Below are 6,491 nucleotides of genomic sequence, written 5' to 3'. Positions count from 1 at the left end.
CCTACCCGTAGCTTATCGCAGCTTATCACGTCCTTCTTCGCCTCCGGGAGCCTAGGCATCCACCGTTCGCCCTTATTTGCTTCTTTATTTGCTCTGTGATATCTTCTCTCAATATGTCAAAGAACTTTTACCCTCCGTAGCTTTAGCGAAGGAGGATTAACTCCTTCTCCACTTATTCGGAGGACACTGCTCACCTAAGCCGAGGCTTCGGTGAGCGATGCGGTTAATACCGGAATTGCACCGATAACTCTGTCAGGGGATTGCCGGACAGGCTTTGCTGGTTAAGCTAATTAACCAAAAATAAAATGTTGAGATAGAGCTAAGCTGGAGTAAAAAGTCAGACAGTCGGCTCCAGAAAGGAGGTGTTCCAGCCACACCTTCCGGTACGGCTACCTTGTTACGACTTAGCCCCAGTCACCGGGTTTACCCTAGGCCGCTCCTCTCCCGCCGAGGCGGGATCGGTTACGGACTTCAGGTACCCCCGGCTTCCATGGCTTGACGGGCGGTGTGTACAAGGCCCGGGAACTTATTCACCGCGCCATGGCTGATGCGCGATTACTAGCGAATCCACCTTCACGAAGTCGAATTGCAGACTTCGATCCGAACTGGGACCGGCTTTCAAGATTAGCACCCTGTCGCCAGGTGGCTGCTCTTTGTACCGGCCATTGTAACACGTGTGTAGCCCTGGACGTAAGGGCCGTGCTGATTTGACGTCATCCCCACCTTCCTCCGGTTTACACCGGCAGTCTCGCTAGAGTCCCCACCATTACATGCTGGCAACTAGCGATAGGGGTTGCGCTCGTTATGGGACTTAACCCGACACCTCACGGCACGAGCTGACGACAACCATGCAGCACCTTGCAGGCGGTCCCGTAGGAAATCCCCCTTTCAGGGGAATGCAGCCTGCATTTAAGCCCAGGTAAGGTTCCTCGCGTATCATCGAATTAAACCACATGTTCCTCCGCTTGTGCGGGCCCCCGTCAATTCCTTTGAGTTTCATCGTTGCCGACGTACTCCCCAGGTGGATCACTTAATGGTTTCCCTCAGTCACTGGTTACTAGGTAACCAACAACGAGTGATCATCGTTTACTGCGTGGACTACCAGGGTATCTAATCCTGTTCGCTCCCCACGCTTTCGTGCCTCAGCGTCAGTTGTAGCCTAGACAGCTGCCTTCGCAATCGGTGTTCTGAGTTATATCTATGCATTTCACCGCTACACAACTCATTCCGCCGTCCTCGACTACACTCAAGTGAAACAGTTTCAATGGCAATCCCGAAGTTGAGCTTCGGGCTTTCACCACTGACTTGCTCCACCGCCTGCGCACCCTTTAAACCCAATGAATCCGGATAACGCTTGCATCCTCCGTATTACCGCGGCTGCTGGCACGGAGTTAGCCGATGCTTATTCCTGCGGTACCGGCAACCCTGTAACGAATACAGGGAATTCTTCCCGCAGAAAAGCAGTTTACAACCCGTAGGGCCGTCTTCCTGCACGCGGCATGGCTGGTTCAGGCTAGCGCCCATTGACCAATATTCCTCACTGCTGCCTCCCGTAGGAGTCTGGTCCGTGTCTCAGTACCAGTGTGGGGGACTACCCTCTCAGGACCCCTAACCATCGTTGCCTTGGTAAGCCTTTACCTTACCAACTAACTAATGGTACGCATGGCCATCTGCAACCGCCTTAGCTTTAATTTATCGGTGAGGCCACCAATAAACTTTATGGGGGATTAACATCCGTTTCCGGAGGCTATACCCCTGTTGCAGGTAGGTTCCATACGCGTTACTCACCCGTGCGCCGGTCGTCAGCACCTCCGAAGAGATCTGTTACCCCTCGACTTGCATGTGTTAAGCCTGCCGCTAGCGTTCATCCTGAGCCAGGATCAAACTCTTCGTTGTATTTAAACTTTGTATATCTTGACCCTGACTGTCTGACGGAGTTTTTTTACTCCACCTTTGGCTTCTACCTCAACATTTCAAAGAACCTAAAATATCTTTTTTAAAAGAACAAATTTCTTTTCGTCTTCTCAAAAGAGATGGCAAAGATAACAACTGTAAACTTCTCTGCAAAATATTTTGATGAATTTTTAAATATTTTTTTCAATCTCCGCTAACCTCAACAGTTTAAAACGATCTATGTCGTTTTACATTGTGTTTGTCCCTGCCTGATGATTTTAAAGAACCCTCATTAATGAGAAGTGCAAATGTAGGGTAGATTTTAGATTTACCAAGACTTTTAAAACATTTTTTCTAAAAAAAATATAAATAACTGCTTCCCAATTCTTATTCATGACCTACTTTGTAGAATATCACTTGAAAAACTGTATTTCTAAATAATTATCTTATATTAGCCAAATCGTTTAACTTATTACATTAACAATCAAGGAATGATATGACAATGGATAAAAACCTCGTGATCATACCCACATACAATGAAAAAGGCAATATAGAACGAATCATAGAAAAAATATTCTCCCTGAACGTACCTTTTCACATTTTAGTGGTAGATGACCATTCACCTGATGGAACATCCGGAGTTGTAAAAGACCTTCAGAAAAAATATCCCGAACAATTATTTCTTATTGAAAGAGAAGGAAAACTGGGGTTGGGAACTGCATACATCACCGGATTCAAATGGGCCATTCAAAAACATTATGATTATATATATGAAATGGATGCAGACTTCTCCCACAATCCCGAAGATTTACTCCGGTTATACAATGCTTGTGCCTATGACGGTGCAGATGTGGCCATCGGTTCACGTTATAAAAACGGAGCCAACGTAGTCAATTGGCCAATAGGAAGAATACTTATCTCCTACTTTGCATCCCAGTATGTTGCATTCGTTACCGGGATGAAAATAAAGGATACCACCGCCGGTTTTGTATGTTACCACCGCAAAGTACTGGAAACCATAAACCTTGACAAAATCAAGATGATCGGCTATGCTTTTCAGATAGAAATGAAATTCGCAGCATGGAAATACGGCTTTAAACTGGTTGAGATTCCCATTATATTTACCAACAGAGCCATAGGAACCTCAAAAATGAGTGGCGGAATTTTCAATGAGGCAGTCTGGGGAGTTATATCAATGAAAATCAGGAGTTTATTTAAAAAGTACAAAAAATATGATACCCCTTCTGATACATAATGCATTCATTGTTAATGAAGAAACAAAAAAAACGGGTTCTGTTTTAATCGAAAATGAAAAAATCAGTGAAATTTTTATTGAAAAAGATTTACCCAAAGCCCTCCTGCAACAAAGCCAGGTACTCGATGCAAAAAATAAGATTCTTATACCCGGTGTAATTGATGATCATGTGCATTTCCGCGAACCGGGATTAACGCATAAGGCTGATATCTATTCAGAGTCAAAAGCCGCGGTAGCAGGGGGAGTCACCTCCTATATGGAAATGCCCAATACCAAGCCTCCTGCAGTTACAATGGATCAACTGAAAGAAAAATTCAGGATTGCAGAGCAAAATTCCTTTGCCAATTACTCCTTTTATCTTGGCGCCACCAACGAAAATATTGAAGAAATAAAAAATCTTAATCCCCGTGAGGTATGCGGAGTTAAAACCTTTATGGGTGCCTCAACCGGTAACATGCTGGTGGATAATACGGCTTCATTGGAGCAAATATTTGACGAATCTCCCGTTCTAATAGCCACACATTGTGAAGATGAAACAATCATCCGAAAAAATACACAATACTATAAAGAGCAATTCAATGGAACAATCCCCGTTGAGTATCATCCCCTCATCAGAAGTGAGGAAGCTTGTTTTAAGTCTTCCTCACGGGCAGTGGAACTTGCCCACAAATACGGTACACGGTTACATATTCTTCACCTTAGTACGGCGAAAGAACTGAAGTTGCTGGAAAAGACCCGCTTCAACTCCAACAAGCAAATCACCGCTGAAGCCTGCATCCACCATCTATGGTTTGACGACAGGGATTATCAAAAGTATGGCACCCGTATCAAATGGAATCCCGCCATAAAAAAGCCCGGCGACAAAAAAGCTTTGCTTGACGGAGTAAATAATCATGCCATTGATGTGATTGCTACAGATCATGCCCCCCATTTGATGGAAGAAAAGAACAATCCTTATTTAAAAGCACCTTCGGGAGGACCGATGGTACAACATTCCCTTTTGGCGATGCTCGAATTTTATTATCGCGGGGAAATTTCCCTGTCTACCATAGTAGACAAAATGTGCCACACTCCTGCGGATATTTTCAACACCAGCAAAAGAGGATATATCAGGAAAGGATATTGGGCAGACCTTGTTTTGATTGATCCTTTTAAACCACATCGTATTGATAAAGACAATATATTATATAAATGTAAATGGTCACCTTTTGAAGGTCAGCTATTCAATTCGCAGATAACACATACCCTGGTTAACGGGAAAATTGCGTATCAAAACGGGCAGATCAATGAAGAAAAAAACGCCAGAAAACTCACATTTGAAAGGTAAATCACCTCTTGTTGTTTATGCAGGAAGCTGGATGTTATTGATGCTTTTTGCCATCCTGATCATGGGATGCAAACACAAGTGGGAAAGAGAAAGCAAACAATCCATTCAAACGGATTCCATAGGCAGGGAATTTATCAGTATTGCCGACTCAATCAACTATGGGGTAGTGGTTAAAGCCAGGAATAACGGGGATGACTGGCAGAAAAAATGGCTGCGTTCTTTTGACCGCAAAGAGTTGGTAGATTTCATATTCGAAGCCGTTTACTCAGGCAAAATGCAACCCTATGATTATTTTGAAGACAAGCCACTTTCTGTAGATCAGATTAAACAACTGGAAAACAAGGAGGAGTTTGACCGATCAAATGTAGGCAAAATCCAGTTCAAAGAAAGATGGTATTTTAATCCGGACAGGCTCCAAATGGTTAAAGAAGTACACTCTGTAATGCTGGCTTATGAAGTTTATAAAGAAAATGGAACGTTCAGAGGATATAAACCGGCCTTTAAAGTTTATTTGAATAACTCGGTAGAAGAAAAATAAACTTCATGGTATCAACAACCCTTCCTTCTTGTGCATCGTCATATAACAATTCGGGCGAAACCACAAAACGGGATCTAACTTTCTTCTTCCATAAGGAATTGGGCCGTATGCCGGCTGCGTTGCTCAACCAGAATACGTCGTCCTTTTTGAACCTCTTGGAGTATCTGTTCGGTATAATGCCTGATGGTTAACAATTCCAACCCTTTGTTGTACAATACTCTGTAATCTTCCTTCAAATCGTCTATGAGTTGAAATATACCCTGGTTATTCGCATCCGCACAAAAAGTAAAGTTGATGGCCGAATTTTGCACCAGATTGATCTTAATCCTGTATTTTGCAAAAAGACTGTAAATCTTGCTCAGCGTTGCCTCAAAAACAAATGAAAAATCTCTGGGAAGGACAGAAATAAGAATCTGATCGGTTTTAAGGATATAAATCGGTTTATCTTCATCATATCTTTCATAATCAGTAATCAAAGTACCTTCATGATCGGGTTCCAGAAAAGATTTTACATAGAGGGGAATGCTTTTATTCTGCAAGGGCTTAATGGTCTTGGGATGAAGTATTTTAGCTCCATAATAGGCCAATTCAATGGCTTCCTGAAAGGAAATTCTCTCCAGTTTACAGGCATTCCTGAAGTAACGGGGATCCGCATTCATCACACCGGGTACGTCTTTCCATACCACCAGCTTCGTTGCATTCAGCATATTGGCAAGGATAGCCGCGCTATAATCTGAACCTTCCCTGCCCAGAGTGGTGCTAGCTCCCCTGGATGTTCCGCCAATAAAACCCTGGGTAATGATTACCTCATCCCCCTCAGGAACAAAATGTTTCCTTATCTTCTTCCGGCTTCTTTCCCAATCTAACCCGGCCTCACGGAAAACAGCATCGGTTATCAGATTTTTTCTCATGTCTATCCACCTGCAATTCAAACCACTAACGTTTAAATAAGCACAGATGATTTTGGTACTAAGAATCTCCCCTATACTTACAATATGGTCATACAAACGGTCGTAATGCGTCCATTTATCCGAAAAAGCCCGGTTGATTGAATCAAATAAAGCATCAACTTCTCCATAAATTTTTTCATGCCTCTTAAACAATTTCTTAAGGATTGAATAATGGTAATCCCTTAATTTCTTAAAATGGTCTTGAAAGTTTAACCCGTCTCTATCATAAATGGCACCGGTTATTTCTTCAAGATTATTGGTGGTTTTACCAAAAGCGCTGACTACTATAATCCGGGCTTCATTTTCAGCCGATAAAATATTTCTGAGATTTTCCACACCTTCGGCATCCTTAACCGAAGCACCGCCAAATTTATATACAATCATCCTTTAAGCATTGGATTTTATTGGTTGCAAATATCTTTAATCTCATAAATTTTTCATGATTAGAATGTAGAATTTTAATTTTGCGCTCAAAATTTATTGCGGTGAATCTATCAGAAATAACACATCAATATAAGGATCATCCGA

4 protein-coding genes and 2 rRNA genes are annotated in these 6,491 nt (G+C 42.6%); 3 read left to right on the top strand and 3 right to left on the bottom strand.

Annotated elements, in window-relative coordinates; translation table 11 throughout:
* Both KGY70_03615 and KGY70_03610 read right to left on the bottom strand, forming a co-directional pair.
* Positions 1–86 (bottom strand): 23S ribosomal RNA (locus KGY70_03615); the annotation flags it as partial.
* Positions 87–355: 269 nt separating this feature from the next.
* Positions 356–1,896, bottom strand: a 16S ribosomal RNA gene (locus KGY70_03610).
* Positions 1,897–2,395: 499 nt separating this feature from the next.
* Here KGY70_03610 and KGY70_03605 point away from each other — a divergent pair.
* From KGY70_03605 to KGY70_03595, 3 genes are read left to right on the top strand one after another with little or no spacing between them, the layout of a single operon-like run.
* Positions 2,396–3,148, top strand: a complete 753-nt coding sequence (locus KGY70_03605) for a polyprenol monophosphomannose synthase (GenBank protein ID MBS3774252.1) — start codon at positions 2,396–2,398, stop codon at positions 3,146–3,148.
* Positions 3,126–4,475 (top strand): dihydroorotase, encoded by a 1,350-nt coding sequence (locus KGY70_03600; GenBank protein ID MBS3774251.1) that lies wholly within the window; start codon positions 3,126–3,128, stop codon positions 4,473–4,475. The genes KGY70_03605 and KGY70_03600 overlap by 23 nt, the downstream gene beginning before the upstream one ends.
* On the top strand, positions 4,435–5,013 hold the full coding sequence (locus KGY70_03595) for a hypothetical protein (protein ID MBS3774250.1): 579 nt from the start codon (positions 4,435–4,437) through the stop codon (positions 5,011–5,013). The genes KGY70_03600 and KGY70_03595 overlap by 41 nt, the downstream gene beginning before the upstream one ends.
* A gap of 74 nt (positions 5,014–5,087) precedes the next feature.
* On the opposite strand, the gene KGY70_03590 is transcribed toward KGY70_03595, so the two are convergent.
* Positions 5,088–6,347: an aspartate kinase gene (locus KGY70_03590; GenBank protein MBS3774249.1), complete on the bottom strand. Its 1,260-nt coding sequence runs from the start codon at positions 6,345–6,347 to the stop codon at positions 5,088–5,090.
* Positions 6,348–6,491: the final 144 nt, after the last annotated feature.

This window comes from Bacteroidales bacterium (assembly GCA_018334875.1).
Taxonomy (GTDB): domain Bacteria; phylum Bacteroidota; class Bacteroidia; order Bacteroidales; family UBA12077; genus JAGXLC01.
The sequence above is the reverse complement of the archived record's forward strand: the minus strand, read 5'-3'. Positions and strand labels throughout refer to the sequence as shown.